Source organism: Lactobacillus sp. B4015 (assembly GCF_026536055.1).
Taxonomy (GTDB): domain Bacteria; phylum Bacillota; class Bacilli; order Lactobacillales; family Lactobacillaceae; genus Lactobacillus; species Lactobacillus panisapium.
Map to the genome: position 1 here is coordinate 127,262 of NZ_JAFNOY010000004.1, position 25,818 is coordinate 153,079.

Sequence of the window (25,818 nt, forward strand, 5' to 3'; positions counted from 1 at the left end):
CTTAATAGCGGAGGAGAAAAATAATGGAAAATTTATCAAATCTCGCTGGCCGCCAATGGATTAGCAGTCACAAGGATTTTAGCATAATTGCGGGATTAACCAAAACCAGTGCAATCAGTGCTGGTCACTGTAACCGTTGTGGAGCAAAAATTTACGCCCATTTGCCTAATAAAAAACGATATTGCCGTGAATGCATTGGAATTGGGCGAATAGTCGAAGGAGATTTTTTAATACATTATCAAAATGAAGTGAGTTTTCCGACAAGAAAAAATGGTGGCTTAACCTGGACTGGTAGATTAACTGGTGCACAAGCAAAAATTGCGCATAACTTAGTAACAAATTTTCGGTCAAAACAGGACACCTTAGTTCATGCAGTTACAGGGGCAGGAAAAACCGAAATGCTTTTTCCGGTAATTGCTGAATGTATTGCGCAGGGAAAGCGCTGCTGTATCGCAACACCACGCATTGATGTTGTCAATGAGCTCTTTCCACGTTTTCAGGCGGCTTTTAGCGAAATTGAGATTGGCAAATATCATGGTCGAGAATTTAAGCAGCCTGGACTGGAGCAATTGACAATTTGTACTACGCATCAACTGCTTAAGTTTTATCATGCTTTTGCTTTATTAGTGATTGATGAGGCAGACTCCTTTCCCTACGTTGAAAATCGCCAGCTTCATTTTGCTGCTAAAAATGCTGTTAAGAACAACGGCGTGCGTGTTTATTTGACGGCAACGCCAACTGCTGACTTGTTAAGTGAAGCAAAAGCCGGCAAGATTGACATATTGCGTTTAAACAGGCGATTTCATGGTGGCCTTTTACCCGTCCCAAGAGAACAGTTATTTTTAAAGCCGTTTTTAGCACATGGCAAAATTCATCCCAAACTGTTAAAAGCAATTATTACTGCGCTTAAAAAGGGCCATCCTTTATTATTATTTGTTCCGCGAATTGACCAGATACCCGATTACATAGCCGCCCTGAAAAAAGTAAAAATAATTAATCAGGTAAAGATGGCGGGCGTCTGGGCCCAAGATAAGAATCGCTTGCGTAAAGTGCAGATGTTTCGAGACGGCGAATTACAACTGCTCGTGACGACAACGATTTTGGAAAGAGGCGTAACGTTTAAACATGTCTGGGTAATTATTGTTCAGGCTGACGATCAAATTTTTACTGCGGCTAGTTTGGTTCAAATCGCAGGTCGAGTTGGTCGGGCGCATGATGATACTACTGGGTTAGTTTTGTTTTGCTATCGCAAATATACCAAAAATATTCGGGAAGCTAAGAACCAAATTGAGGCGATGAATAAATGAGAAGATGTCTGCTTTGTGGGCAAAAGTTTGCCGCCCAGCTTTCTTTGCGTGAGCTTTTCCTATTATCCAAAAAGCCTGAGCAAGTTATTTGCTTTCATTGCCGGAGCAAGTTTGTGCAGCTAAAAAGTTTGCGTTGTCAAATTTGCTCCAAAGAATTAGATTCAGGTCAAATCTGCTCAGATTGCGAAGCCTGGAAGAGAAAATACACAGGAAACTTGCTTAGAAATTATGCCGTTTTTAAGTATAATGATGCCTTTCACGAGTTGATGGTGAATTATAAACGTTATGGCGATTATATTTTAAGAAAGGTCTTACAAGAATTATGTTGGCAGGAATTGGGAAAGCACCGAGCAGATTTTTACGTACCAATTCCGACGGCACCAGAACATATACAACAGCGGCAATTTGATACAATCAGTGCAATTTTTGCCGATTTAGTTCCATTGACAACAGTTTTAGGTAAAAAAAGTGGAGTAAAGGCTCAGGGGGAAAAGACGCGTAAGGAGCGCTTATTGAGTAAACAGAGTTTTTTTGTACTAGAAAATACTAATATTAATTTTAATTTTAAAAAAGTTTTACTTTTAGATGATATTTACACAACTGGCAGGACGCTTTATCATGCTCGAAATGCTCTTTTAACGGCTTTCCCTCAAGCTAAAATAGCAAGCTTTTCGATTTGCAGGTAGAATAATGTTGTTCAGCGCTTTCAAGTTTTGTTATAATGTAAATAAGAAAAGACTGCACGGTGCAGTTGAAAGGAGAATCTCATATGTTAAAGTATAATGTTCGTGGTGAAAATATTGAGGTAACTGATGCTTTAAGAAGTTACGTTGAAAAACGCCTGAAGAAATTAGAAAAGTATTTCGACTTGAATCAAGATATAATCGCCCATGTAAACCTGAAGGTTTATCGTGATCGGACTGCTAAAGTTGAAGTTACTATTCCACTTCCATACTTAGTATTGAGAGCAGAAGAAACAACTGATGATATGTACCGCAGTATCGACTTTGTTTCTGAAAAATTAGAAAGACAAATAAGAAAATATAAGACCCGGGTTAACCGCAAGAGTCGTGAAAAAGGAATTAGTGATTTCTTTGTTGAAAGTTCTGAAGAAGAAACTAAAGATAAAGAAACAAGTGAATTCACGATTGTTCGTAACAAGCAAATTGGTTTGAAACCAATGAGTCCTGAAGAAGCTATTTTACAAATGAACATGCTAGAGCATGATTTCTTCGTATTTCAGGATGCTGAAACAAATGGTACTAGTGTTGTCTATCGCAGAAATGATGGTCGTTACGGCTTAATTGAAACAAAATAAATAACTGCTATTTAAGTGAGGACCTCACATTTAGTGTGAGGTCTTTGTTTTGTTTATTTTTAATTTAGGGTCAATCATGGTAAAATTATCATGTGTTTTTATACTTAAGTACATATAAGGATCGATTAAATGGTAAACATTTTAAAGAAACTATACAATAACGATAAAAGAGAACTAAAAAAATTCGAAAAGATTGCTAATAAGGTAGAAAGTCATGCTGACGAATATGCCGAACTTTCTGATGAAGACTTGCAGGCAAAGACACCTGAATTTCGTGAACGCCTTGAAAAAGGTGAATCATTAGATTCATTAATACCTGAAGCTTTTGCCGTTGCACGTGAAGGAGCAAAACGAGTACTGGGCTTATACCCATTTCACGTTCAAGTTTTAGGTGGAATTGCCTTACACTTTGGTGATATTGCTGAAATGATGACCGGTGAGGGTAAAACTTTAACTGCAACAATGCCCGTTTATTTAAATGCCTTAACTGGTAAAGGTGTCCACGTTGTAACTGTTAATGAATACTTGTCTAGCCGTGATGAAGAAGAAATGGGTCAGTTATATCGCTGGCTTGGTTTAACAGTCGGATTAAACCTCAATGCTATGTCACCTGATGAAAAACGAGAAGCCTATCAATGTGATATTACCTATTCGACTAACTCCGAATTAGGCTTTGATTATTTGCGTGACAATATGGTTGTTTATAAAGAACAAATGGTTCAACGTGAACTTAATTACGCTATTATCGATGAGGTTGATTCGATTTTAATTGATGAGGCCAGAACGCCTTTAATTATTTCTGGTGAAGCTGAACAGGCAAATGGTGATTACATTAGAGCAGACCGATTTGTAAAGACACTTCATGAAGATAAAAGTGATGATGATGTCGAAGATGAAGAAGATCATGGCGATTACAAGATTGATTGGCCGACGAAAACTATTTCTTTGACTAGAACTGGAATTCAAAAAGCTTGTGATCATTTTGGCTTAAGGAACCTTTATGATGTGGAAAACCAAAAATTGGTTCATCATATTGATCAGGCTTTGCGGGCTAATTACATCATGCTTAAAGATATTGATTATGTTGTCCAAGACGGTGAAGTATTGATCGTTGACTCATTTACCGGACGGGTGATGAAGGGACGTCGTTATTCTGATGGACTTCACCAAGCAATTGAAGCAAAAGAAAATGTAAAAATTCAGGAAGAATCAAAGACACAGGCAACAATTACTTACCAGAACCTCTTTAGAATGTATAAAAAGCTTGCCGGAATGACCGGTACCGCTAAGACTGAAGAAGAAGAATTTCGTGAAATCTACAATATGCAGGTAATTACGATTCCAACTAACCGTCCTGTAATCAGAAAGGACCGTTCGGATATTTTATATCCAACTTTATCTTCAAAATTTGCAGCAGTTGTAGATGAAATTAGAGAACGTCATGCAAAAGGCCAACCTGTTTTAGTTGGTACTGTTGCCGTCGAAAGTTCAGAACGTCTAAGTAATCTCTTGGATAAAGAAGGCATTCCACATGCAGTTCTTAATGCCAAAAACCATGCTAAAGAAGCTCAAATTATTATGAATGCCGGACAACGTGGTGCGGTCACAATCGCAACTAACATGGCTGGTCGTGGTACTGATATTAAATTGGGGCCTGGAGTTAAAGAACTGGGTGGACTTGCAGTAATTGGAACTGAAAGACATGAATCGCGAAGAATTGATAATCAATTGCGTGGCCGGTCCGGTCGACAAGGTGATCCGGGTGAAACAAGATTTTACCTGTCACTTGAAGATGATTTGATGAAACGCTTTGGTGGCGAGCGTGTAAAAGATTTCTTGGACCGCTTATCGGATAATGATGATGATAAAGTGATCGAGAGTCGTTTAATTACTCGTCAGGTTGAGTCTGCTCAAAAACGGGTTGAAGGTAATAACTATGATACGCGTAAGCAAACTTTACAATATGACGATGTTATGCGTATTCAGCGTGAGATTATTTATGGTGAACGGATGCAAGTAATCGAAGAGGGAAACTCGCTTAAAGATGTTCTGATTCCAATGATTCGTCGCACGATTAATAGTCAAGTGGACATGTTTACTCAAGGTGACCGTAGTAAGTGGCGCCTAGACTCATTGCGTGACTTTATTAGTTCAAGTATTCTTTCTGAAGAGCAAACAGAGAAAATTGATTTTAAGACAATCACTGTCCCCGAATTAAAAGAAAACTTGTACAATGAAGTCGAAGCTAATTATCAGGAAAAGGCCGATGTTTTGGCAGATCCATCGCAAATGTTGGAATTTGAAAAGGTAGTTATCCTTCGGGTAGTTGATGAACGCTGGACTGATCATATTGACGCAATGGATCAATTACGGCAATCGATTAGTTTGCGTGGATATGGTCAACTTAATCCTCTAGTTGAATATCAAGATTCTGGCTACAATATGTTTGAAGAAATGGTATCCAACATTGAGTTTGATGTAACTCGGTTATTCATGAAAGCTGAAATCAGACAAAATCTTAGTCGTTAACAGGTAAGGTTGAAGAGAAAGCAGCTGCTTTCTCTTTTTTACTTTTTAATTAATTGGGAGAGATTTAAAATAAATGGAAATTAGTGAAATTCAAAACCAATTGGATGAATTAAAAAAGCGGTTAGACCACTTTAGGGGGTCGCTTTGACTTAGATTCGATTGACGAAACAATTGCTGTCAATGAAAGCAAGATGCAGGAGCCTTCTTTTTGGGATGATCAGGACAAGGCGCAGCAGTTAATCAGCGCAACCAACTTATTAAAAGAAAAGCGTGATTCATTTTTAAACTTGCAAGAAAACTATCAAAATGAAATTACCGCCTTGGAATTATTGCGTGAAGAACCTGATTCTGAATTGCAAAAAGAAGTTGAAACTGACTTAGAATCTTTACAAAAAGATTTTCATAATTACGAAATGGATCTTCTTTTGGCAGGAAAATATGATGGTCATAATGCACTGCTTGAAATTCACCCAGGAGCAGGTGGAACAGAAGCAATGGACTGGGGCCAAATGCTATTACGAATGTATCAACGTTATGCGGATAGCAGGGGATTTAAATTTGAAATTAATAACTATGAGCCTGGTGAAGAAGCCGGCCTTAAAAGTGTTAGTGTCAGAATCAGTGGTAAGAATGCCTATGGCTTGCTAAAATCTGAAAACGGGGTTCATCGGCTAGTTCGTATTTCGCCGTTTGATTCTGCTAAGAGAAGACATACGTCTTTTGCATCTGTCGAAGTTATTCCGGAAATTGACGATAGTATTAAAATTGATATTAATCCTAAAGATTTAAGGATTGATGTTTATCGTTCTAGTGGCGCGGGTGGTCAACACATCAATAAAACTTCCAGTGCGGTTCGAATAACACACCTGCCGACCGGATTTGTAACGACTTCGCAAGCTCAGCGTTCACAAATTCAAAACCGTGAGACGGCAATGAATGAACTTCGCGCAAAGTTGTTTCATTTAGAAGAAGAGAAAAAGCGGCAACATAAGCAAGAACTTAAGGGTGACCAAAAGGAGATTGGCTGGGGCTCACAAATTAGATCCTATGTTTTTCATCCTTATAATTTGGTTAAAGATTTACGAACAGGCTATGAAACTTCGGATACAAGTGGTGTAATGGATGGGAAATTGCAACCATTTGTTTATGCATACTTGCAATGGTTGCTTAGTCAAGATAACCCAGAGTAGGTGAAAAAATGAGTTTTTGGGGAATTGTTGGTATTGTCTTAGTGGCAGTGATAATTCTATGCGTGATTTTTGCTTTCTTTCATCTTTTATTTATCCTTTTGCCTGCAATTATAGTTATTGCGGGAATATTTTGGCTGATTAATTATTTTACGAAAAAAGATGATGACCAGCCTCATGGTCCCGACTTTGATAACTGGAATGATTGGTCTGGCAATTCTCAGCAACCAAGTGACCGGCCTAAAAGAAAAAAGGTTCGCAATGCGCATACAAAAGATGTTGATAAATAAGCTAAGAGGAATGCAAAATGGCTAATGCAGTTAAGTTAAAGAATTTAATTCGCGATAATAAAATTGCGTATGTTGTTAAAGGAAGTCAATATATTGATGACCGTGCAATTATGGTTTCTGATATTTATCGGCCAGGACTAGAACTGACGGGATATTTTGATTTTTATCCTAAAGAAAGAATCCAACTTTTGGGCCGAACTGAAATTTCATATGCTGCAAGGCTTGATCATGAAAGTTTAGTTAATGTCTTTAAGCGGCTATGTACTCCCGAGACGCCGTGTTTCTTTATTTCACGTTCTCTTCCAATTCCGAAAGAATTAATTGAAGCAGCTGATAATGCGGGAATTCCCATTTTATCTTCGACGGAATCAACCACTTATGTTTCAAGTGTGTTAACTGAATATTTGCGTGAGCGGTTGGCAGTTAGGGACACAATTCATGGTGTCTTGGTTGAAGTAAAAGGATTAGGCGTTTTACTGACTGGCGATTCAGGTGTTGGAAAGTCCGAAACGGCTTTAGGTTTAATTCACCGCGGGCATCGCCTAATTGCAGATGACCGGGTAGATGTTTATCAAAAGGATGTGGAAACAGTCGTTGGTGAAGCACCCCAAATTTTAAAGCATTTAATGGAAATTCGGGGGATCGGAATTATTGATGTCATGGATTTATTCGGTGTTGGCGCAGTTAAAAATCGTGAAACTATCCAGTTAGTTATCAAGCTCGTTAATTGGGACAATAAGGTCAATTATGATCGTCTTGGCTTTGAAGAAAGCAAACGCGAGATCTGTAATGTTGAGGTACCACAAATTACGATTCCAGTTAAAGTTGGTCGGAATATGGAAGACATAATTGAAATTGCTACTATGAACTTTCGTGCTAAACGGATTGGCTACAATGCAACAACAACTTTTGACAATAATTTAACTGCTTTGATTGCTCAGAATTCAAAAGATAATTCAACCAAAAAAGCAAAGGATGCGGATAAATGATCGGAACAATCAGCCCGATAGCCTTTAACTTGGGCGGTTTAAGTGTAAAATGGTACGGTGTAATCATGGCAGCAGCGATAATTTTAGCTGTTTCGATGGCCATGATAGAAGGAAAAAAACGGCAGATTGAAAGTGACGATTTCTTAGACCTGCTTTTATGGGCCGTTCCACTTGGCTATGTTGGTGCCCGTTTGTATTACGTAATTTTTGAATGGGGTTATTATGCTAAACACCCTGATCAAATTATTGCCATTTGGAATGGTGGTGTTGCAATTTATGGCGGCTTGCTGGCAGGTTTGTTAGTTTTACTAGTTTTTTGCTATAAAAGAATGTTGCCACCTTTCTTAATGCTTGATGTTATTACCCCTGGCGTGATGGCAGCCCAAATTTTAGGTCGCTGGGGTAACTTTTTTAATCAGGAGGCTCATGGTGGTCCAACAACCTTTCATTTCTTGCAAAGCCTGCATTTACCTAGCTTTATTATTGAACAAATGAAAATTGGTGGAGTTTATTATCAGCCTACCTTTTTATACGAATCGTTTTTCAATTTAATTGGGTTAATCTTGATTTTAGCTTTACGACATAGAAAGCATTTGTTCAAGCAGGGTGAAGTTTTTATGCTTTACCTAGGTTGGTACTCAGTTGTGCGCTTTTTTGTTGAAGGGCTAAGGACAGACAGCCTTTACCTGACGGCGGGAATCAGAGTTTCACAATTGCTTAGTTTGATTTTGCTAATCGTGATTGTTGCACTTTTTATTTACCGCCGCAAAGTTGTTAAGCCAAAGTGGTATCTTGATGGTAGTGGATTGAAATTTCCATATTCAAGAGATTAATAAAAATATATTTAAAAGAAAGTCTGGAAGAAAAATGACAAAAATTACAGTTTTAGGTGCTGGTTCATGGGGCACGGTTTTAGGTTCAATGCTAGCTGACAAGGGCAATGATGTAATTCTTTATGGCAACAACGAAGCTGTTAATCAAGAAATTAATGAGCATCATACTAACGAGCACTACATGAAAGACTGGGAGGTCAATGAAACCGTTACTGCTACAGAAGATTTGAATAAAGCCTTAGAAAATGCAGAAGTGATTCTTTTCGTTTTGCCAACGCAAGCGGTTCGAATCGTGGCTAAACAGGCAGGTCAGATTTTAGCTAAAGGGGGACGTAAGCCACTTATCGTAACTGCTACTAAAGGAATTGAACCAGGCTCTAAAAAATTGATTTCGGAAATTCTAACTGAAGAAATATATCCTGAAGATGAAGACCTTATCGTTGCTATTTCAGGTCCAAGCCATGCTGAAAGCGTAGCCCAAAAAGACTTAACGGCAATTTCATGTGCTTCAACAAGTAAGAAAAACGCTGAAAAAGTTCAAGAAATGTTGTCAAATGATTATTTCCGTTTGTACACTAATAGCGATTTGATTGGTGTTGAAGTTGCTGGGGCAGTTAAGAACGTTATTGCAATCGCTGCTGGAATTTTAGTTGGTAAAAAATACGGTGACGATGCTAAAGCAGCTTTAATGACTAGAGGCTTGGCAGAAATTACGCGTTTAGGAGTTAATTATTTTGGTGCTGATCCGATGACTTTTAGTGGGTTATCCGGAATTGGCGACTTGATTGTTACTTGTACATCTGTTAATTCACGTAACTGGCGCTGCGGTAAGCAATTGGGTGAGGGCAAGTCACTTGATTATGTCTTGCAAAATATGGGACAAGTAGTTGAAGGTGCAACGACCGTTAAGGCAGTTCACGAACTTTGTGAAGAAAAACAGATTGATATGCCAATTAGTGAAGCTATTTACCGTGTTTTATATGAAAATTCCAATGTTGATGATGAAATTAAGCAAATGATGGGTAGAAGTCCAAAACAGGAAATTAGACTTTAGTCTATTTCCATTGTAAGATTTACTTACGAAAAATAAGTTTTTAAGGTGGAAATATGACAAAGAAATATGATGTAATTGTTATTGGAGCAGGTCCTGGCGGATTAACAGCAGCTTTATACGCTTCACGGGCTAATTTATCGGTCTTAATTTTAGATCGCGGCCTTTATGGTGGTCAGATGAATAATACTGACGCGATTGATAATTATCCCGGTTTTAGCGAGGTTAAGGGTCCTGAATTAGGCGAAAAAATGTATAATTCGACGATGAAATTTGGCGCTGAATTTGAATACGGTGATGTTCAATCTGTTACTCTTGAAGGCAATGAAAAGATTGTTAAGACAGATACAGCTGAATATTCAACGCAGGCTTTAATTATTGCTACCGGTGCTGATCATCGTCACCTAAACGTTCCCGGGGAAGAGGAATATTCTGGTAAAGGTGTTTCCTATTGTGCCGTTTGTGATGCCGCCTTTTTCAAAAATGAGGACATTGCAGTTATTGGTGGTGGTGATTCCGCGATTGAAGAGGGAATTTATCTTGCCCAGAGCGCAAAATCTGTTACAGTTATTCATCGTAGAGATCAATTGCGTGCACAACCGACTTTGCAGAAACGGGCTTTTGCCAACGATAAAATTCATTTCATTTGGAATGGCATTACGGAATCGATCGATGGTGATGGCAACCGCGTAACTGGTATAACTTATCGTGATAAGATTTCAGGCGAAGAAAAGAAACTAGCTACTCGCGGCGTTTTCATTTACGTTGGCGTTATTCCCCAAACAGCACCATTTAAAGATTTGGGCGTAACTGATCAAAATGGTTGGATTCCAACAGATGAACATATGAGAACCAAGGTTGCCGGCATTTTTGCATTAGGTGATGTTAGGGCAAAAGACTTGCGCCAAATCGCTAATGCTGTTGGTGATGGTAGTGTTGCTGGTCAAGAAGCATACAATTATTTACAGAGCTTAGATGATTAATAATTAAAAAGAAGAATTCAGTTAGTTGGATTCTTTTTTATTTTATGCAGAAAGCATAATTGATAAATGCTAGAATATAAATTATAAAACCGAATTATTAAATCAGATAACTTAAAAAAGAGGTCTATATTTTAAATGAACGCTGAGAAAATTTTTCAAAGCTGGCAAGAGGCTACTAATATGCCTGACTACTTAAAAGAACAATTGGCAGAATTAGGCCAAGATTCAAAGTGGATTGATGATGCTTTTGGTCAAGACATTAATTTTGGAACCGCAGGGATGCGTGGCCGCCTTGAACCTGGAACTAATCGAATTAACCTTTTCACTGTTTCGCGGGTGACGGAAGGTCTTGCTCGCTTAATTGATGAAAATGGCGTGAAGGCCCAAAAAAGAGGCGTTGTGATTTCGTTTGATTCACGCTATCACTCGCGAGAATTTGCAGAGCACGCTGCCCGTATTCTAGGGACTCATGGCATTCATGTTTATCTTTTTGATGATTTGCGCCCCACGCCCGAGCTGTCTTACGCTGTCCGACACCTCAACACGTTTGCCGGAATCAATATAACCGCTTCGCACAACGCCAAGCAATATAACGGTTATAAGGTTTATGGCGAAGATGGTGCTCAAATGGGTCCAGAAGACGCTGATCGGGTTTTCCATTATGCTCAAAGTGTAAAAGATCTTTTTCAAATTAAAGCACAGCAAGTGGAAGTATTGCGCGCCAAGGGCTTGATAGAACTAATTGGGGAAAATATTGATGAAGATTATTTGGCTGAATTAAAGAGGGTCAACGTTAACCGCAAGTTAATTAAGGATAATGCGCCAAAATTATCTATTATCTATACCCCTTTACATGGGACCGGTAAGATGCTTTATGAACGAGCATTTCGGCAAAATGGCTTTACGAATGTTTTTCCAGTTGAAAGCCAATCAATTATTGATCCGGAATTTCCAACTACCAAAAAGCCTAATCCCGAATACCGAGATGTTTTTGATCCTGGAATTAAGTTGGCAAATGAAAAAAAGGCCGATTTGATTATTGCAACTGATCCTGATGCTGATCGAATGGGAGCATGTGTTAGAACCAAAAACGGTGATTTCCAAGTTTTGACGGGGAATCAAATTGCAACATTAATGATCTATTACCTTTTAGTAAATATGAAAGATAATAATCAATTAGCGTCAGACTACGAACTAGTTACTTCAATTGTTTCGAGCAGTATGCCGGGCAAAATTGCGCAAGATTTTGGCATCCGAACTAAGGAAGTTTTAACCGGATTTAAATTTATTGGTGAAGAAATAGACCGCATGAAACGTGAACATGATGGTAGATTCTTAATGGGCTTTGAAGAAAGCTATGGCTATTTATTTAAGCCATTTGCCCGTGATAAGGATGCCATGCAGGGTGCAATAATGTTTGCTGAAGTTGCATCTTATTATGCTTCACGTGATATGACAGTTTTGGATGGCTTAACTGAAATTTGGCAAAAATACGGAACTTCTTTTGAAATTACTCGTGCAATTGAAATGCCAGGAATTGGTGGTCAAAAGAAAATGGCACAATTAATGACCAAACTAAGGCAAGAGCGTCTGACAGAAATAGCTGGAATTAAGGTAAAAAAAATTCAGGACTTTTTAGAACAAAAGGAATTTAGTGCTGGACAGGTAAAAGAGTTAGCTGATCTGCCAAAATCAAATGTTCTTAAATATTATTTGTCAGATCAAACTTGGCTGGCTTTACGTCCTTCAGGAACAGAGCCGGTTATTAAGGCTTATGTGGGTGTAAACAAGCCAACTATTGCTTTAGCAGAAAAAGCAGCAGAAAATTATCAAGCAACATTATCACAGTTATTGAAATAAGACAAAAGACGTGCGAAAGTACGTTCGATGTAGTAAAATAGAATACGCAAAATAAAAGTTGGGCTATTTTGTCCAACTTTTTTACGAGGAGCTTTTCTATGATTAAACGACAAGATAACCGTAAATTTGAACTTGTCTCCAAATTTAAGCCGGCTGGTGATCAAGAGCAGGCGATTGATAAACTGACAAGTGGTTTTAAAAAGGGATATGAAGAACAAATTCTTGAAGGTGCTACTGGTACCGGTAAGACGTTTACAATGGCGAATATAATTGCCAATTTAAATAAACCTACTTTGGTTATTTCACATAATAAGACTTTAGTGGGACAGTTGTATGGCGAATTTAAGGAATTCTTTCCTCATAATGCCGTCGACTATTTTGTTTCATACTACGATTATTACCAACCGGAGGCTTACGTTCCGCAATCTGATACTTATATTGAAAAGGATTCATCAATTAATGATGAAATTGACCAACTGCGCCACCAAGCAACTAGTGATTTGATGGAACGAAACGATGTTATTGTAGTTGCCTCAGTTTCATGTATTTACGGGTTGGGTGATCCTAAAGAGTATTCGGCCAGTGTGATTACGGTGCATGAGGGTGATGACTATGGCAGAAATACTTTGCTGCGTAATTTAGTTAACATTCAATATGATCGTAATGATATTGACTTTCAGCGTGGTCGCTTTCGTGTGCGTGGGGATGTAGTTGAAGTCTTTCCAGCCGGCAATTCTAATCATGCTTACCGAATTGAATTTTTTGGTGATGAAATTGATCGAATTGTCGAAATTGATTCTTTAACTGGTGAAATAATTGGTGAACGCGAAAGTATCTCCTTATTTCCGGCCACGCACTTTATGACTAACGAAGAACAGATGCGTCGGGCTCTCAAAGCAATCTCTAAAGAAATGAAACTCCAAGTAAAAGATTTTGAAGGTAAAGGCAAGCTTTTAGAGGCTGAACGAATTAAGCAGCGGACTACCTTTGATATGGAAATGATGGGAGAAGTTGGTTACACAAGCGGTATTGAAAACTATTCTCGTCATATGGAAGGGCGTAAAGAAGGCGAACCGCCTTATACTCTGCTTGACTTCTTTCCTGATGATTTTCTAATTTTAATTGACGAGTCTCATGCCACTATGCCTGAAATTCGGGCAATGTATAACGGTGACCGTAACCGGAAAAAGACTTTGATTGATTATGGTTTTCGTTTACCATCAGCTTTAGATAACCGGCCCTTAAAAATTGATGAATTTGAAAAGCACGTTAATCAAATCCTCTATGTTTCAGCTACTCCCGGTGATTATGAGCTAGAACGTACTGATCACAAAGTCGAACAAATTATCCGGCCAACGGGCTTGCTTGATCCTAAAATTGAAGTTAAACCGGTTGAAGGTCAAATTGATGATCTTGTAGGCGAAATTAACAAACGGATTGACCGCAATGAACGGGTTTTTGTAACCACTCTAACTAAAAAAATGGCAGAAGATTTGACAGACTACTTAAAGGATCTAGGTATTAAAGTTCAATACCTGCACTCGGATGTTAAAACGCTAGAGCGGATGCAAATATTGCGTGATTTACGGTTAGGTAAATATGATGTATTAATCGGGATAAACTTGCTTCGCGAAGGAATTGATGTGCCAGAGGTGTCTTTGGTGGCAATTCTTGATGCGGACAAGGAAGGCTTTCTTCGGGCATACCGGCCATTGGTTCAGACTATGGGACGTGCATCACGAAATTCAGATGGTGAAGTAATAATGTATGCTGATACTATTACTGATTCCATGCGCGAAGCCATTGATGCTACGCAAAGAAGACGTAAGCTGCAAATTAAGTTTAACCAAGATCACGGTATAACACCTAAGACTATCGTTAAGCCAATTCGTGATGTTATCTCTGCAACTAAGGTGGCTGATGAAGTTAGCGATAGTGACAGCTTTGCTGACTTGAATTTTGATGAACTAACAGCTAAGCAAAAGAAGACTATGATTAAGGATCTGCGCAAGCAGATGCAAGAAGCTGCGAAGAAACTCGACTTCGAGGGAGCGGCAACCTTAAGGGATGCAATCATGGAGCTTGAAAGTTCCACTAGGAAACCAGTTACTAAAAAGGGAAATAAAATAAATGGCAAGTGATAAGATTGTAATTCGCGGGGCACGCGAGCACAATTTAAAAGATATAAATCTATCGATTCCAAAGGATAAAATGGTTGTAATTACTGGCTTGTCGGGTTCAGGTAAGAGTTCACTTGCTTTTGACACCCTCTACGCTGAAGGTCGGCGCCGTTATGTTCAATCATTATCCAGTTATGCTCGCCAATTTTTAGGGCAAATGGATAAACCAGATGTTGATTCAATTGATGGCTTGAATCCAGCTATTTCAATTGATCAGAAAACGACATCGCATAATCCACGTTCCACGGTTGGAACCGTAACTGAAATTAACGATTACTTGCGTCTGTTATGGGCACGTGTTGGTCAACCAATTTGTCCGAATGACGGGACAGTAATTGAACGGCAATCAGTTGAGCAGATGGTTAATCGCATCATGGCTTTGCCAGAACGAACACGAATTCAGCTTTTGGCACCGGTAATCAGATCTAAGCGCGGAGCACATAAGGAAGTGTTCAAACGTGTACAACGAGCTGGTTATGTCCGTGTAATTATTGATGGTGAAATGCATGAAATTGGTGAAGACTTTGACTTGGATAAGAACAAGCGTCACTCAATTGATATTGTGGTTGACCGGTTAATTGTAAAAGAGGGCATTCGCTCACGCCTTTTTGATTCAGTTGAGGCCACTTTGCGCCTATCTGAAGGTTATATGAGCGTTGACATAATCGGAGGAGATACGCTTAACTTTTCTGAATATTATGCTTGTCCAAAATGTGGCTTTACGGTCGGCGAAATGGAACCGCGGTTATTCTCATTCAACGCACCATTTGGTGCCTGCCCAGACTGTGATGGGTTAGGTGTTAAGCGTTCAGTTGATGAAGACCTAGTTGTTCCTGATAAAAGTAAAACGCTGGCTGAGGGAGCAATTGTACCGTGGAAAAACTCCAAATATTATGGGGGCATGCTTGAACAAGCTTGTCAAGGCTTAAAGATTCCAATGGATAAGCCATATAATAAACTCACTAAAAAGCAAAAAGAAATGCTGATGCATGGTTCTAAAAAAGAAATTGCTTTTCATTTATCTGGTGAATTTGGCGTTAAAGATACAAAAGCACCCTTTGAAGGCGTAATGGAAAATGTTGAACGTCGTTATGTCAACCCGATGTCTAAGTTCATGCGTGACATTATGGGAAAATACATGACGGAAATGACTTGTGGAACTTGTCACGGAAAAAGGTTGAACCAGAAGGCCTTAGCCGTAAAAGTAATGGGTAAAGATATCGCTGAGGCGTCGGAACTTTCGATCAATAAAGCACTAGACTTTTTTAACAATATTGAGCTTAATGAGCAAAAAAGCATTATTGCTAAACCAATCCTAAAAGAGGTTCGCGATCGGTTATCATTTTTGAACAGTGTTGGCCTTGATTATCTGACTTTATCAAGATCAGCTAATACTTTATCTGGTGGTGAGGCACAAAGAATTCGTTTGGCAACGCAGATTGGATCGAACTTATCAGGTGTTATGTACGTGCTTGATGAGCCGTCAATTGGTCTGCATCAGCGCGATAATGATCGTCTCATTGCTGCTCTAAAGAGAATGCGTGACCTTGGTAATTCGTTAATTGTTGTCGAACATGATGATGAGACAATGAGGCAAGCCGATTACTTAATTGATATGGGACCAGGAGCAGGGTCATATGGCGGTGAAGTAATGGCTGCCGGTACACCAGAAGAAGTTGAAAAGAATCCTAAATCGCTCACTGGTCAATACCTAGCAGGTAAAAAGTTTGTGCCAGTTCCCCTTAAAAGACGTAAGGGCAATGGTAAGAAGATTACCATTACTGGTGCAGCAGAAAATAATCTGAAAAATCTTAAGGTTGACTTTCCCTTAGGTAAGTTGATTGTTGTTACTGGTGTTTCAGGTTCTGGAAAATCAACTTTAGTCAATATGATTCTTAAACGTGCTCTAGCACAAAAATTAAATCGTAATCAAACTAAGCCGGGAAAATATCGCAGCATTGCTGGTTACAAAAATATTGAAAAAATAATTGATATTGATCAAAGTCCAATTGGACGAACACCTCGTAGTAATCCAGCTACTTATACTAGTGTGTTTGATGATATTAGAGCTTTATTTGCGCAAACAAATGAATCTAAGCTTCGTGGTTATACAAAAGCGAGATTTTCTTTCAACGTTAAGGGCGGTCGCTGTGAGGCATGTCGTGGTGACGGTATTATTAAGATCGAAATGAACTTTTTACCAGATGTTTATGTACCTTGTGAAGTTTGCCACGGCAACCGCTATAACTCCGAAACCTTGGAGGTAACTTACCGGAAAAAGAATATTGCACAAGTTCTCGATATGACAATTAGTGAAGCATGCGACTTTTTCAAAAATATTCCTAAAATTGCGCGGAAATTGCAGACAATAGTTGATGTTGGTTTAGGCTACGTCAAATTAGGGCAATCGGCTACGACTTTATCTGGCGGTGAAGCCCAAAGAATGAAATTAGCTGCTGAACTACAAAAGATTTCAACAGGTAAGAATTTCTATATTTTGGATGAACCAACAACGGGATTACATACAGATGACATTAAGCGTCTTCTTGATGTCATGCAGCGTTTAGTTGGTCAAGGTAACACCGTCTTAATTATTGAACATAATCTTGATGTAATTAAGAATGCTGATTGGTTAATTGATCTAGGCCCAGAAGGTGGCGAAGGCGGTGGCAATATAGTTGCTACAGGTACGCCAGAACAACTGGCAAAAGTTAAGGAAAGCTTTACCGGACAATATCTTGCTCCCGTGCTTAAACGCGATACGGCATTAACTAAGCAGACCGTTAAAAAAGATAATAAATAGTATTTATTCTTATTCAAAAAGTGTAAAATAACGGTCAGGGAGGAAGAAAGATGGATAATTTTTCAAATTACAGGGAAAACCGTGGCTTTAACTGGGCCGCACTAATCTCTGGTATTTTAATGATCATAGCAGGGCTATTTTTAATCCGTCATCCAGGCAAGGCATTACATGCATTTGTATTGTTGTTTGCAATTGTATCGATTGTACAAGGATTTGTTTGGTTGGCATTTTATAGCCGTTTTCGCTATTTTGTTTCATTTAGCTGGCTCTCAATTGTTTCTGGGGTATTGGATATCATTATCGGTGTTCTATTCCTCTATTCATACGATGCTGCTGGACTAACAATTGCATATTTATTTGCATTTTGGTTCCTATTTGATTCAATTTCTGGAATTATTTTTTCGTGGCATTTACGAGATATTTCGGGTTTTTACTTTTGGATTAATATTATTTTGAATATTTTCGGATTATTAATCGCAATTAGTTTAATGTTTAACCCAGCATTGTCAGCTTTAACGTTAATCTGGTTAGTTTCATTATGGCTATTGATTTTCGGAATAGGTGAAGTAATTGCGGCATTTGCCCGTAGATAAAAAAGACAAAGAAAAAGTTCCTAGCGGACTTTTTTTTTGCCCAGAAAAGTTATGAAACACCCGGTATGTTATAATTATATCAATAGGGGGATAGCATATGTCTGTCAATAAAAAGCAATTATTAATCGTTACAGGTATGAGTGGTGCTGGTAAAACGGTGGCTTCGCATGCTCTTGAAGATATGGGCTATTTCGTTGTAGATAATTTACCACCAACGCTTCTTTCCAGTTTTTGGGATTTAATCGTTAATTCAGATGACTTTAAAAAGGTGGCAGTTGTCGTTGATCTTAGAATTAAAAATTTTTACAAGGATTTGTTAAACGAAGTAAACTCACTTGAAGATAATAGTAGCGTTCAAACAAGGATTGTTTTTTTAGATGCTTCAGATAATACCCTTGTTGCCCGCTATAAAGAAACAAGAAGAGTTCCACCACTAGCTCGAAGTGGTAGACTTCTTGATGCAATTATCGAGGAGCGTCGAATATTAACGGGAATAAAAAATCGGGCCAATGATATTATTGACACTTCTAATTTGAAGCCCAAAGAGCTTGAGCAGAAACTTTTTGATGAGTTTAGTGGTAAGGCAAAACAACCATTTTCGATTGAAGTCCTGTCCTTTGGTTTTAAGTATGGTATGCCAATCGATGCGGATATCGTTATGGATGTTCGTTTTTTGCCCAATCCGTTTTATATTCCTGAATTGCGACCGTTTACTGGTTTAGATAAGCGTGTTGCCAAATATGTAATGGAAAAAAGCGAAACAAAAGTCTTTTACAAGAAGTTATTAGATTTACTGGAAACGGCTGTGCCCGGATATATTAAAGAAGGCAAGGGTAAATTAACAATTGCGATTGGTTGTACTGGTGGTCAGCATCGGAGCGTCGCAATTGCCCAGCAGCTTGCTCATGATTTATCCCAAAATTATTCAGTTGATATTACGCACCGCGAAATTAGTCGCTACACTAGAAAAAGGTGAAAAAATGACCTATGAAGATTCTAAAATAATTAGAGTTACTAAAAGCAGAAGACCACAAATCGTTGTTATTGGTGGCGGTACTGGCTTACCAGTAGTTTTAAACGCCTTAAAGGATCAAAATGCGCAGATTACTGCCATCGTTACTGTATCGGATGATGGTGGCTCGTCTGGTTCGATTAGAAACTTTATTAACGTTGTTCCACCTGGCGATATTAGAAATGTCTTAGTTTCATTAAGTGATATTCCTCAGGAAGAAAAAGATATTTTTCAATATCGGTTTGATTCATCAGATTCATTTTTCTCCGGGCACGCGATTGGTAATTTAATTATCGCAGCGTTAAATGAAATGCATGGCAATATTTTTGATGCCGTGCAATCTTTATCACGTATGATGCGAGTGGATGGTCATGTTTTTCCAGCTTCAAATGAACCCCTGACACTAAATGCTGAATTTATTGATGGCACAGTTCAAGCAGGGGAAAAGGAGATAACTAATAAAGATAAACGGATTAAGCGTGTTTGGGTAACAGATACAAATTCTACTTCTGAGCCAGAAGCCGTTTCGCCCGTTTTAGATGCCATAATGCAGGCTGATGCCGTAGTTTTGGGACCGGGAAGTTTGTTTACTTCAATTTTGCCGAACCTAATGATTCCCAATTTAGGTGAGGCTGTTAAGAAGACGCAAGCTGAAGTTATTTATATTTGTAATATTATGACTCAGCTTGGTGAAACAGATCATTTCTCTGATTGTGACCATGTATCTGTAATTAATAATCATCTTGGTGGTCATTATATCAATACAACATTGGTTAATGGGGCCAAGATTGATATGTCAAAATTTGACCCGGATGATTACGATGCTTATATCGAGCCAGTTAAAAATGATTATGCTGGCTTACGGCAACAAGGGTGCCGCGTCATTACCGATGATTTTATTGATCAGCGAAGTGGCCTTGTTTTTCACGATGGGCAAAAAGTGGCTAAAGAAATTATTAATCGGGCGTTTGCGGCAATGTCCCGCAGAAAGAGAACGGATTAGTTAATGGCAAGCTATGCGAGCAAGGTAAAGAAGGAGTTAACGTCGCTACCAATTCATCCTGAGCATGCAAAAGCTGAGTTAGCGGCATTCTTGCGAATGAACGGCGTGTTAAACTTTCATGATCACATATTTAGCCTTGATATTACGACCGAAAACCCGGCAATTGCGCGTCGCATTTTTTCTTTAGTTAAAACCGCATATAAGGTCGAACCATTATTAATAGTTTCACGAAGAATGAAGCTTAAGAAAAACAATCAGTACTTGGTTCGGCTGCAAAATCACGTTAAGGAAATTCTGACAAATTTGGAAATTTTAACTCCCGAGGCAGGATTAATTACCCGTATTCCCAAAAGAATTATTAATTCGCGTGAAGGTGCTATGTCTTATTTGCGAGGTGCTTTTTTGGCCAGTGGCAGCGTTAATAACCCTGAAACAAGTCGTTACCACCTTGAAATATATTCTGCTTATGAGGATCATAATAATGATCTGCTTAAGCTAATGAATCATTATTTTAATCTTAATGCGAAAACAACTAAGCGGCGACGGGGTTATATCGTCTACTTAAAAGAAGCTGAAAAAATTGGTGATTTTTTACATATAACTGGTGCAATCAATGCCATGCTTTCTTTTGAGGATCTCAGAATAATGCGTGATATGCGCAATTCAGTTAATCGATTAGTAAATTGCGATACTGCTAATTTAAAGAAAACAGCTAACGCCGCTGCCAAACAAGTTGAAGACATCGAGCTGATTGATAATAAAATTGGCTTAGGAAACATTCCCGAAAAGTTACAGGGAATAGCACGTCTGCGATTACAGAACCCGGAACTCTCTTTAAAAGAAGTAGCCGAAAAAGTACCGGATGGACCAATTTCGAAGTCGGGTGCTAACCACCGGTTTGCCAAACTGCATGAGATTGCTGAAACATTAAATGAGTAACAAAAAGAGGTAGAGAAATTTTCTCTCCTCCTTTTTGTTTGCTTTAAAAGTGTTTCATAATCCTTTTAAAAATACAGGCTGAAGAAAACCAAAAATAGATTGTGCTATTAAATTGTCATTTTGATTAATTAGCTACAATCAAATCAATTCCATTTTTAGCAATGCTGTTTGAAATATATTTAGGTGGCATTTTGTCAGTAATTATAGTCTGAATATTATCTGAATTAAAATCCGACAGTAGAATATAATCGCTTTTACCAAACTTAGTATGGTCAACCAGTAAGATGGTCCTTTGGGCGCAATTAATTGCTGCCTTTTTCATAAAAGTTTGTTCTTCGTCCTTCATATAAATACCTTTGTTATCAATTGAACTACAAGATAAAAAGGCTAAATTTGGTCGATAATTTTGATTAAGATCGGCTATGGCCTTTGGGCCCAAGATTGCATTTGATCGATATGAAATTTGTCCACCTAAAACGGAAATACCAATATTTCTCAGCTGTGAAACCTCATCAGCAATATTAATATTATTAGTAATAACTTGTAAATTAATTTTTCCGGCAAAATATTTTGGTAAAAAAGTTAAAGTTGAGGAACCATCTAAAAAAATTGCTGAACCATCTGTAATTATATCAGCAGCATACTTGCAAAGCTTGTTTTTGATAATTACATTTTCACTTTTACGAGTGGCATAAGCAATTTCAACGTTTGAATTTTCAAGCAAACTAACATAGCCATGAGTCCAATTAATTGTATTTGTTGCTTGTAAACTAATTAAATCTCGCCGTAGGGTTGATGTACTAATGTCCATTTCATGCTGTAATTTTTTGGTACTTAATTTTTTAGTTGTTGCTAAGATTTCAACTATTTTCTGTAACCGATCTGCTTTTGATAAGTTCAATCTTGTTCCTCCTATTAATTATTGAGCTTCGTGGCTAAATTTATATTACATTAATGTAAATATTTATCGTAAAAAGTAATTAAGATACTTTTTATTTTTAGAAATATTATAACGTTTCGATTCGCTTAATAAGTTTAAATTAGTTTACAGATTTAAACCACTATCTTTTTGTTATGAAGGTAGTACTTTATTTATGAATAAAGTTGAACAAATATTTTTGGATAATATTTATGAAATACTGTTGAATTAATGCTGAAAGCGTTTTATAATTTTAATCAGCCGGCTATAAAAACCAAAAATATTCGAACATTTGAACAAAGGAGGATAAAATGGATAGTTATTCTGATTTATTCGACAAGAAATTAATTTTTTGGAATGTTGAAGCAAAGGACCGAGAAAGTTTATACTTTCAAATTGCTCAAAAACTTAATAATTATGGCATTGTTAAAGATAGCTATTTTAATGCTCTTTCTAAACGAGAGGACGAATTCCCAACAGGACTTAAGACTAATTTTTTACCAATAGCCTTGCCTCATGCCAATCCAGAAAATGTTAATCAAGCATTTATTGCAGTTGTTAAAACTTTAAAAAATATACCGATGAAGCAAATGGGAACTGATGAAGTAATGTCAGTTAAGAATTTTTTCTTTTTGGGAATTACTAGTGAAGAGCAAGATTTACAAGTTAAGCTATTGCAACGATTCATGCAATTAATGAATGATCAAACTTTTGTTAATAGTTTTAAGATGCTTGAAGATCCTAGTGACGTATATCAATTTTTAGTTGAACGATTTTGAGGGAGAGAATTATGTTAAAGATTGTTGTTGCCTGTGGGAGTGGGATTGCCACTAGTGAAACAGTTGTTGGTACAGTAAAGTCATTTTTAGAAGAGCATGCTGTAAAAGGGGTTGAAGTAGAGGCTACAGATTTTAAACAGTTAGCTAGCGTTCTACCAAATTATGATATCTATGTTTGGCTAGCAAAACCAACACCGGAGATTCATGCTATTTGCAAGAAAGAAGGGATACCTGAAGTAAATGGTGTTGATATTTTAACTGGCTCAAAGGGAAGTCAAACTTACCAAGAGTTAGTTAATGCGATGATGAATTTGAAAAGCAAGTCGTAATCAAAGGAGGTGTATTGTAAATGGAAATACTAAAAAACATAGTTAACTACGTTCTTAACTTAGGTGCTGCAGTCTTTGTCCCGTTAATCATGTTTATTATTTCTATGATAGCTAGATTGAAACTTAGTAAAGCAGTTAAAGCTTCTTTGACTTTAGGTGTTGCTTTTAGTGGAATGACTCTGGTTGTTAACTACATGACAGATTCGATTTCACCAGCTGCACAATCTATGTCAAAAATGATGCACTTAAGCCTAAATGCTATTGACCAAGGCTGGCCAGGTGTAGCTGCCATTACTTGGTCGTATAAAACTGCGTTCTTATTTTTTCCACTATTATTATTAATTAACTTTGTCATGCTGACATTTAATTGGACAAAAACATTAAACGTTGATATGTGGAACGTTTGGAATAAAATCTTTACCTATGTTGTTGTATTGTACTTTACTAATAACGCGTTTTACGGCTTCTTGGTAGCTAGTATTCAGATCGTTCTTGAATTAAAAGCTGGAGATATGTGGCAGCGGCACATTGAAGACTTGACAGGGATTCCCGGAGTTACTGTTCCACACTTTGTTACTTTATTTGCGGTTATACTGATGCCACTTAATAAACTTCTTGACTTTATTCCAATAATGAATAGGCCAGCAGATGCTAATGCTATTCAAAAGAAGATTGGTATATTCGCAGATAACTCGGTAATGGGGGCAATCATAGGTGTTCTATTAGGATTTGGAGCTGGTTATTCATTATCTGGCTCATTAAAGCTTGCAATTGAGGCTGCTGCAGCTATGACGATGTTTCCAATGATCTCTAAATTATTCATGGAGGCTCTTAATCCAATTGCAAGTGCAATGAATGATATGATGAAAAAGCATTTTAAAGGACGGAAAGTTTTCATTGGTCTAGATTGGCCAATTCTGGCAGGAAGAAATGAACTCTGGGTTACGGTTATCATTTTAGTTCCAGTAATGCTAATAATGGCAATGGTACTACCAGGAAATACGGTTTTACCGTTTGCAGGAATTATTAATCTATCTTTTGTTGTTGCTGCACTACTTTTAACGGGTGCTAATTTATGGCGGATGCTCACTCTTGGAGTCATTACTACACCAATTTTCCTTTATGGAGCTACTTATTTTGCTCCAGTGATTACTAATTTAGCTAAGTCAACCGGTGCTGTTCATGTAAAAGCAGGACAACAGCTTTCATGGTCTACGTTTGAAGGACCTGACTTTCGTTTGCTTTTTGCTCAGGCATTTAACGGTAAATGGTGGGCAATATTAGGAGCTATTGCTTGGTTAATTATTTTCATTTGGCTTTATAAAGATCAAATGAAAATTGCGCTACCAAGCAAACGTTATGCTTTTAGTCTTAATAATATTGAAAGCAACGAAAGCACTCCTACTTCTTCAGAAAACTTAAATGAAGATAGTAACTGGAATATTGATAGTATTGATGGTGTTGATTTTGCTAATGCTCATAAAAGTAAAATTTCTGTCTATCGAAAACCAGATTTTCAAATAAAAGATATAAATCAAGCTGATTTTAGTAATTATTGTCGAAAGTAAGGTGCATAATTAATGAACAATAAGGCTACTTCCGATAAAAAAATAATAGCCAGAATTGGGTGGTATTTAGCATTATTTGTCAACATACTTTTAACTGTTCAGGCAATACTTACACATAATACTCCAGGATGTATAGCTGTTATTTTGTTTGGAATCTACATTGCAAAATTTGGTGATCCAATTATTTTTGAAAAATATAATAGCAAACGAGAAAAACAATACCAACAGGCATATAAAAAACGTGAACGATATAGAGCTATGAAAGAAAAGAGCAAAGTAGAATGATTGAAAACTATGATATAACTAAGGAACGTCTTCCATTTGAAAATGAGAGAAAAGATGTTGCAGAAGTTGCTAGAGAAATGTTTAATAGAAAAATGACTAATGTGGCTGGGGGAAACATTTCGGTAAAAATTACTCCCGATGAGACTTTTTCATATGATGATCAGACCTACTATTCTGGTCATGACTATCTCCTTATGACACCTACATTTATGTCAGAAGCTTGGTTTTCGAAGTTGAATGCATCACAAGTTTTAGTCGTAGATCTAGCGACTGGTAAGAAATTAGCCGGAGAAGGTCGATTAACACGAGAAATTAATATGCATATTGGAGCATATGAGGCAAATAAGGAAATTAGAGTTGTTTATCATTCACATGCACCAAAAAGCATGTTTTGGGCCACTTTAGGACAAGATATGCCTAATTTAACCGAAATCACGTCCTTCAATGTCCCATTAGGTAAAATTAAATGTTTACCATATCGAGAAGCATGTAGCAAAGAACTTGCAGATTTAGTTCATAACGAATTAGTAAAGTTGGGTAAAGACGCAAAAGAGAACATTTTTTTGTTAAACAGTCACGGGGTTTTGATTACTGAAACAGATTTGCATGCTGCGACAGAAGTTTTAGAAACAGTGGAATGGAACGCAGAAATTGCTTACAAACAAACAATTTTTAAAAAGCTTGGAATTATTGATCACTATCACTCTCGCGGTAAGAACACCGATGGTATGACCGAATTAAATAATTAATAACAGATATTTTTAATAGTTTCGTCGTAAAAGTACTTCTTAATAATTAAATAAAAATATAGTTATTAAAGTACTTTTTATAGCAAGTTATGTAAAAAGTAGTTACATTTATAGCTTAAATGACACTAGGTAAAAGAAAAATATTAGTAAGAATCAAGAAGGCAAGAACATTATTACTAACAATAATGAGCTGTTTTTTCAAGATAATGTATAGCTTAAATGATCTTTTTTAGCTGTCCGATTTAAAGTAACTTGCAGGAACTAATTTAGTTAAAATAAATAATTAGTTTTAACTGTATACTTTGATTAAAA

General features: G+C 37.4%; 23 protein-coding genes. 22 read left to right on the forward strand and 1 reads right to left on the reverse strand.

Annotated elements, in window-relative coordinates; genetic code table 11:
* Nucleotides 1-23: 23 nt before the first annotated feature.
* The 17 genes from J3U71_RS05300 (at nt 24) to whiA (ending at nt 20,877) form a co-directional block, all read left to right on the forward strand.
* A complete protein-coding gene (locus J3U71_RS05300) occupies nt 24-1,307 on the forward strand; it encodes a helicase-related protein (RefSeq protein WP_267392855.1) in 1,284 nt (427 codons plus the stop codon).
* Nucleotides 1,304-1,993, forward strand: coding sequence for a ComF family protein (locus tag J3U71_RS05305; RefSeq protein WP_220269377.1), 690 nt, complete (start codon nt 1,304-1,306; stop codon nt 1,991-1,993). The genes J3U71_RS05300 and J3U71_RS05305 overlap by 4 nt, the downstream gene beginning before the upstream one ends.
* Nucleotides 1,994-2,076: 83 nt before the next feature.
* Nucleotides 2,077-2,625 (forward strand): ribosome hibernation-promoting factor, HPF/YfiA family, encoded by a 549-nt coding sequence (gene hpf / locus J3U71_RS05310; RefSeq protein ID WP_103752110.1) that lies wholly within the window; start codon nt 2,077-2,079, stop codon nt 2,623-2,625.
* Nucleotides 2,626-2,754: 129 nt separating this feature from the next.
* Nucleotides 2,755-5,154, forward strand: coding sequence for a preprotein translocase subunit SecA (gene secA / locus J3U71_RS05315; RefSeq protein ID WP_220269379.1), 2,400 nt, complete (start codon nt 2,755-2,757; stop codon nt 5,152-5,154).
* A 73-nt stretch (nt 5,155-5,227) separates the two neighbouring features.
* Nucleotides 5,228-6,344, forward strand: a protein-coding gene (gene prfB / locus J3U71_RS05320) for a peptide chain release factor 2 (RefSeq protein ID WP_220269380.1) whose coding sequence is annotated in 2 segments (ribosomal slippage) — nt 5,228-5,299 and nt 5,301-6,344 — 1,116 coding nt in all. Because the reading frame shifts where the segments join, the coding sequence is not laid out codon by codon here.
* An 8-nt stretch (nt 6,345-6,352) separates the two neighbouring features.
* Nucleotides 6,353-6,631 (forward strand): hypothetical protein, encoded by a 279-nt coding sequence (locus J3U71_RS05325; protein ID WP_267392851.1) that lies wholly within the window; start codon nt 6,353-6,355, stop codon nt 6,629-6,631.
* 17 nt (nt 6,632-6,648) lie between these two features.
* Nucleotides 6,649-7,620 carry an HPr(Ser) kinase/phosphatase gene (hprK, locus tag J3U71_RS05330; protein WP_103752114.1) on the forward strand — a complete coding sequence of 324 codons (972 nt, stop codon included), beginning with the start codon at nt 6,649-6,651 and terminating at the stop codon, nt 7,618-7,620.
* Nucleotides 7,617-8,453 carry a prolipoprotein diacylglyceryl transferase gene (lgt, locus tag J3U71_RS05335; protein WP_267392848.1) on the forward strand — a complete coding sequence of 279 codons (837 nt, stop codon included), beginning with the start codon at nt 7,617-7,619 and terminating at the stop codon, nt 8,451-8,453. Before hprK ends, lgt begins: the two co-directional genes overlap by 4 nt.
* Nucleotides 8,454-8,487: 34 nt before the next feature.
* Nucleotides 8,488-9,507: an NAD(P)H-dependent glycerol-3-phosphate dehydrogenase gene (locus J3U71_RS05340; protein WP_267392846.1), complete on the forward strand. Its 1,020-nt coding sequence runs from the start codon at nt 8,488-8,490 to the stop codon at nt 9,505-9,507.
* Nucleotides 9,508-9,560: 53 nt separating this feature from the next.
* A complete protein-coding gene (gene trxB, locus J3U71_RS05345) occupies nt 9,561-10,487 on the forward strand; it encodes a thioredoxin-disulfide reductase (protein ID WP_220269384.1) in 927 nt (308 codons plus the stop codon).
* 135 nt (nt 10,488-10,622) lie between these two features.
* The gene (locus J3U71_RS05350) at nt 10,623-12,347 is read left to right on the forward strand and encodes a phospho-sugar mutase (protein WP_267392844.1); all 1,725 of its coding nucleotides are present in this window, start codon (nt 10,623-10,625) and stop codon (nt 12,345-12,347) included.
* A gap of 98 nt (nt 12,348-12,445) precedes the next feature.
* Nucleotides 12,446-14,488 (forward strand): excinuclease ABC subunit UvrB, encoded by a 2,043-nt coding sequence (gene uvrB / locus J3U71_RS05355; RefSeq protein ID WP_220269386.1) that lies wholly within the window; start codon nt 12,446-12,448, stop codon nt 14,486-14,488.
* Nucleotides 14,478-17,330, forward strand: a complete 2,853-nt coding sequence (gene uvrA, locus J3U71_RS05360) for an excinuclease ABC subunit UvrA (protein WP_267392840.1) — start codon at nt 14,478-14,480, stop codon at nt 17,328-17,330. Before uvrB ends, uvrA begins: the two co-directional genes overlap by 11 nt.
* Before the next feature lie 50 nt (nt 17,331-17,380).
* Nucleotides 17,381-17,923, forward strand: coding sequence for an HdeD family acid-resistance protein (locus J3U71_RS05365; RefSeq protein ID WP_220220971.1), 543 nt, complete (start codon nt 17,381-17,383; stop codon nt 17,921-17,923).
* A gap of 97 nt (nt 17,924-18,020) precedes the next feature.
* On the forward strand, nt 18,021-18,899 hold the full coding sequence (gene rapZ / locus J3U71_RS05370) for an RNase adapter RapZ (RefSeq protein WP_220269388.1): 879 nt from the start codon (nt 18,021-18,023) through the stop codon (nt 18,897-18,899).
* 4 nt (nt 18,900-18,903) lie between these two features.
* Nucleotides 18,904-19,938, forward strand: coding sequence for a gluconeogenesis factor YvcK family protein (locus J3U71_RS05375; protein WP_220269389.1), 1,035 nt, complete (start codon nt 18,904-18,906; stop codon nt 19,936-19,938).
* A gap of 3 nt (nt 19,939-19,941) precedes the next feature.
* Nucleotides 19,942-20,877: a DNA-binding protein WhiA gene (whiA, locus tag J3U71_RS05380; RefSeq protein WP_267392838.1), complete on the forward strand. Its 936-nt coding sequence runs from the start codon at nt 19,942-19,944 to the stop codon at nt 20,875-20,877.
* 124 nt (nt 20,878-21,001) lie between these two features.
* Here whiA and J3U71_RS05385 read toward each other — a convergent pair whose 3' ends face one another.
* Nucleotides 21,002-21,778, reverse strand: a complete 777-nt coding sequence (locus J3U71_RS05385) for a DeoR/GlpR family DNA-binding transcription regulator (RefSeq protein ID WP_220269391.1) — start codon at nt 21,776-21,778, stop codon at nt 21,002-21,004.
* Nucleotides 21,779-22,107: 329 nt separating this feature from the next.
* Here J3U71_RS05385 and J3U71_RS05390 point away from each other — a divergent pair, with 329 nt between their 5' ends.
* From J3U71_RS05390 to J3U71_RS05410, 5 genes are read left to right on the forward strand one after another with little or no spacing between them, the layout of a single operon-like run.
* Nucleotides 22,108-22,575 carry a PTS sugar transporter subunit IIA gene (locus J3U71_RS05390; protein WP_220269392.1) on the forward strand — a complete coding sequence of 156 codons (468 nt, stop codon included), beginning with the start codon at nt 22,108-22,110 and terminating at the stop codon, nt 22,573-22,575.
* An 11-nt stretch (nt 22,576-22,586) separates the two neighbouring features.
* A complete protein-coding gene (locus J3U71_RS05395; RefSeq protein ID WP_220269393.1) occupies nt 22,587-22,904 on the forward strand; it encodes a PTS galactitol transporter subunit IIB in 318 nt (105 codons plus the stop codon).
* A 20-nt stretch (nt 22,905-22,924) separates the two neighbouring features.
* Nucleotides 22,925-24,472, forward strand: a complete 1,548-nt coding sequence (locus tag J3U71_RS05400) for a PTS galactitol transporter subunit IIC (RefSeq protein WP_267392837.1) — start codon at nt 22,925-22,927, stop codon at nt 24,470-24,472.
* Between the two features lie 12 nt (nt 24,473-24,484).
* Nucleotides 24,485-24,757 carry a hypothetical protein gene (locus tag J3U71_RS05405; protein WP_220269395.1) on the forward strand — a complete coding sequence of 91 codons (273 nt, stop codon included), beginning with the start codon at nt 24,485-24,487 and terminating at the stop codon, nt 24,755-24,757.
* On the forward strand, nt 24,754-25,506 hold the full coding sequence (locus J3U71_RS05410; protein ID WP_220269396.1) for a class II aldolase/adducin family protein: 753 nt from the start codon (nt 24,754-24,756) through the stop codon (nt 25,504-25,506). The genes J3U71_RS05405 and J3U71_RS05410 overlap by 4 nt, the downstream gene beginning before the upstream one ends.
* The last annotated feature ends 312 nt before the right edge of the window (nt 25,507-25,818 follow it).

What these genes read in the sequence shown, in the direction of transcription:
- J3U71_RS05300 (WP_267392855.1), top strand. Translation starts at nt 24, where the DNA reads ATGGAAAATTTATCAAATCTCGCTGGCCGCCAATGGATTAGCAGTCAC.
- J3U71_RS05305 (WP_220269377.1), top strand. Translation starts at nt 1,304, where the DNA reads ATGAGAAGATGTCTGCTTTGTGGGCAAAAGTTTGCCGCCCAGCTTTCT.
- hpf (WP_103752110.1), top strand. Translation starts at nt 2,077, where the DNA reads ATGTTAAAGTATAATGTTCGTGGTGAAAATATTGAGGTAACTGATGCT.
- secA (WP_220269379.1), top strand. Translation starts at nt 2,755, where the DNA reads ATGGTAAACATTTTAAAGAAACTATACAATAACGATAAAAGAGAACTA.
- J3U71_RS05325 (WP_267392851.1), top strand. Translation starts at nt 6,353, where the DNA reads ATGAGTTTTTGGGGAATTGTTGGTATTGTCTTAGTGGCAGTGATAATT.
- hprK (WP_103752114.1), top strand. Translation starts at nt 6,649, where the DNA reads ATGGCTAATGCAGTTAAGTTAAAGAATTTAATTCGCGATAATAAAATT.
- lgt (WP_267392848.1), top strand. Translation starts at nt 7,617, where the DNA reads ATGATCGGAACAATCAGCCCGATAGCCTTTAACTTGGGCGGTTTAAGT.
- J3U71_RS05340 (WP_267392846.1), top strand. Translation starts at nt 8,488, where the DNA reads ATGACAAAAATTACAGTTTTAGGTGCTGGTTCATGGGGCACGGTTTTA.
- trxB (WP_220269384.1), top strand. Translation starts at nt 9,561, where the DNA reads ATGACAAAGAAATATGATGTAATTGTTATTGGAGCAGGTCCTGGCGGA.
- J3U71_RS05350 (WP_267392844.1), top strand. Translation starts at nt 10,623, where the DNA reads ATGAACGCTGAGAAAATTTTTCAAAGCTGGCAAGAGGCTACTAATATG.
- uvrB (WP_220269386.1), top strand. Translation starts at nt 12,446, where the DNA reads ATGATTAAACGACAAGATAACCGTAAATTTGAACTTGTCTCCAAATTT.
- uvrA (WP_267392840.1), top strand. Translation starts at nt 14,478, where the DNA reads ATGGCAAGTGATAAGATTGTAATTCGCGGGGCACGCGAGCACAATTTA.
- J3U71_RS05365 (WP_220220971.1), top strand. Translation starts at nt 17,381, where the DNA reads ATGGATAATTTTTCAAATTACAGGGAAAACCGTGGCTTTAACTGGGCC.
- rapZ (WP_220269388.1), top strand. Translation starts at nt 18,021, where the DNA reads ATGTCTGTCAATAAAAAGCAATTATTAATCGTTACAGGTATGAGTGGT.
- J3U71_RS05375 (WP_220269389.1), top strand. Translation starts at nt 18,904, where the DNA reads ATGACCTATGAAGATTCTAAAATAATTAGAGTTACTAAAAGCAGAAGA.
- whiA (WP_267392838.1), top strand. Translation starts at nt 19,942, where the DNA reads ATGGCAAGCTATGCGAGCAAGGTAAAGAAGGAGTTAACGTCGCTACCA.
- J3U71_RS05390 (WP_220269392.1), top strand. Translation starts at nt 22,108, where the DNA reads ATGGATAGTTATTCTGATTTATTCGACAAGAAATTAATTTTTTGGAAT.
- J3U71_RS05395 (WP_220269393.1), top strand. Translation starts at nt 22,587, where the DNA reads ATGTTAAAGATTGTTGTTGCCTGTGGGAGTGGGATTGCCACTAGTGAA.
- J3U71_RS05400 (WP_267392837.1), top strand. Translation starts at nt 22,925, where the DNA reads ATGGAAATACTAAAAAACATAGTTAACTACGTTCTTAACTTAGGTGCT.
- J3U71_RS05405 (WP_220269395.1), top strand. Translation starts at nt 24,485, where the DNA reads ATGAACAATAAGGCTACTTCCGATAAAAAAATAATAGCCAGAATTGGG.
- J3U71_RS05410 (WP_220269396.1), top strand. Translation starts at nt 24,754, where the DNA reads ATGATTGAAAACTATGATATAACTAAGGAACGTCTTCCATTTGAAAAT.